Origin of the sequence: Halomonas sp. PBN3 (assembly GCF_000475415.1) — a bacterium.
In the GTDB taxonomy this organism is placed as follows: Bacteria; Pseudomonadota; Gammaproteobacteria; order Pseudomonadales; family Halomonadaceae; genus Halomonas; species Halomonas shengliensis.
Genome location: NZ_AXCA01000032.1, coordinates 1 through 2,832 on the forward strand (window position 1 = coordinate 1; position 2,832 = coordinate 2,832).

Consider the following 2,832-nt stretch of genomic DNA (forward strand, 5'->3'; position numbering starts at 1 on the left):
AATGAAAACATTTACCTTTGACGACTTGCTTCAATCCTATTTTTCTGAGAGGTGGCTGACGGAAGGGATCCGTATCTCCTGCAGTGTGCTGCCTCAGCTCTTTCGGAGGTTTTGAGAGAAGCCTGGCTGCTTTCTGATAGCAAGAAAGCTACACAACTATCCCATTAAGCCTGGGATTACATACTTCAGGTAACCCTTTTATTTTACTCTGAGGGCAAGCTATGAGCGCTTTGAGCTTGGATGAGCTTTTGGCAGTTTTTCTTAAGGATCGCTGGCTTCGTCCGGAAACCCAGAAAACATATGCCAGTAGGTTGGGTATTTTTAAATCATATATTGGTGGCGATGTTCTCGCTTGTGAAGTCACTCGTGATCAGGTTTTGGAGTGGAGAGAGCAGTCCATAGGTAATGCTTTCGAGAAGAAAATATCTGAAATCACTTGGAACAACTATGTGAGGCATTTGAGAGCAATATATAAGCATGGGATAGATCACGGCCACCTCCCCGTCATGAAAAACCCATTTGCAGGTGTCAGTGTTTCTGTTTACAAGAAAAAAAAGAAAGTGCTTACGCAGGGCCAGATAAAGCTTGCCAGGGAATGCCTGATGCTTTCAGAAAAACTGGAGCAGGCTAGGGGGAAGCCAGAAAGGATACATCCTGCATGGTTTTGGAGGGTTGTGTTTGAAACTTTCTATCACACGGGAATGCGGCTTAGGCAGCTTCTTTACCTTACCCCAGGTGATGTAAATATTAGGGATGGATACATCGTGGCTTCATCTGAGGGCGCAAAAAACCGGGTAGAGCATACGATACCCATCTCGACTGCCTTGGGTCCGCATTTAAAGATGCTTATGAACTCGGCTAGAGTGATGGGGTTCGAGAGGGGGGATCAGCTTTTCAATGTGAATCGTTTTAGCGAAAGACACCGATCTGAGAAAATGAATACCTGGCAAGTGGAGCGGTTCTTTGATTTGCTTTCAGAGGCTTGTGGTTGTCGAATTACTCCGCATAGATTTCGGCATACTCTTGGGACTGAGCTAATGAGGGAGCCTGATAGAAACCTTCATATCACAAAAGCACTTCTAGGGCATTCGAGTGTGAAGACAACGCTGGAGTATGTTCACACGGATGTTGAAATGCTGAGGCCGCACCTAGAGAATAGGTAGTCTAGTAGCATTTTCGAGCCCGGTAATGTTTCATGTGTGCCTAAGGTCCTCTTGTCATGGAGCGTGCCGGGCGTTTCTTGGTAAGCACGTTGGCTTTCAGGCTTGGTTTTATAACTTCTTGGTCATTAGAAAGTTGCAAGAGAGTTGTGAGGTGGTCTTTTAATAGGCATTTATGAATGCATGTTTTGAGAGCTGCCGCCAGCTATGCTTTTCTAGATGAAAAGTTTCTTGCCCAGGAATGTTTGGTGGGTGAATAATATAGTGTGTGTCTCGTATATTGTTAAGTCAGTATTAGGAGGGGGTTCTCGCGTGAATATGATGAATGGCAGGCTGGTGGTTTTATGCCTCGCTGCAAGTGGTTTAGGAGCTGGGGTGGCGACAATTTGCGTGATCCCGGCTTATTCATGAGGCCGACCTGAAAACGAAGATGGCGAGTGGTTTTCTCTTGTAGAATCAGGATGTTCCTGCCAGAACACGATTCAAGAGGACCACTCGCCATGGGTGAAACCCTAACGACCTGGTCGCCCTCGTGCAACGGCTCTGTCCGTGTTGAGCTGAGCGGCCAGCGCACCACCAGCGACAGCGGCGCTCTGCTGCTGCGTGAAGCCCTCGATAACAGCGGCGTGATCGAGGCGCTGGAAGACAATCTGGTCGATTTCCGCAACCCGCTACGCATCCGCCACTCGCTGGCCAGCCAGCTGCGTACCCTGGTGCTGCAACGGGCGATGGGCTGGATCGATCTCAGCGATACCGACACGCTGCGCCGTGACCCGCTCTGGCAGTTGGCCTGCAGCGACGCGCGCGGGATGATGCCTCTGGCCCAGGACCGGCCGTCTCAAGCTACGCTGTCGCGGCTGCTGAGCTGCCTCGGACGCAACGACAACATCGATGCCGTGCACGAAGGCCTGCTGCGGCTGGTGGTCTGGCGCCTGACCTCGCTGCAGAACGGCGAGCGTCCCAAGCAGCTGACGCTGGACATCGACGGCCTGCCGATCGAAGTCCACGGCCACCAAGGCGGGTCCGCATTTCACGGACTTTACGGTGCCCGCATCTACTCGCCGCTGGTCGCCTCGCTGGCCGAGACCGGCGACATGGTGGGTGGGCTGCTGCGCGAGGGCAACGCCGGCCCAGCCGAGAACGCCGACACCTGGATCCCGCATCTGGTGCGGCGACTCAATGAGAGCACCGGGGCTCAGGTTCGCGTGCGCATCGACGCCGGTTTCACCGACAACGCGACGCTGGCGGCCCTGGAAGAGCGCGACATCGAGTACCTGGGCCGGCTGCGCAGTCACACCGGCCTGCAGAAGCTGGCGGCACCGCACCTGAAGCGGCCACCAGGCCGGCCACCCGAGCAGCCTCGCGAGTGGTGCCACGATCTGGAGTATCAAGCGGGCTCCTGGTCGGCACCGCGTCGCGTCGTGCTGGTGGTGCAGGAACGCCCCGATGATCTGCTGTTGCATGCCTTCTTCCTGGTCACCAACCTCAGCAAGTTCGACTGGCCGCCGGAGAAGGTCCTGGCGCTCTACCGCAAGCGCGGCAGCGCCGAGGCGCACATGGGCGAGGTGAAGTCGGCGCTCGACGTGCACCTCTCGTCGACCGATCGCGGCGCCTCCACCGTTCAGGACGTGATGGCGCGCAACGAGGTGAGCCGTAACCGGTCATTCCAAGG

2 protein-coding genes are annotated in these 2,832 nt (G+C 54.7%); both read left to right on the forward strand.

The window, feature by feature from the left end; translation table 11 throughout:
• The first annotated feature begins 221 nt into the window (after nucleotides 1-221).
• Entirely contained in the window at nucleotides 222-1,163 is a 942-nt protein-coding gene (locus Q673_RS35770) for a tyrosine-type recombinase/integrase (RefSeq protein ID WP_081711951.1), read from the forward strand.
• 458 nt (nucleotides 1,164-1,621) lie between these two features.
• Nucleotides 1,622-2,832: IS1380 family transposase (locus tag Q673_RS21515; RefSeq protein ID WP_081711952.1), on the forward strand; the 1,211-nt coding region annotated here is incomplete at its 3' end.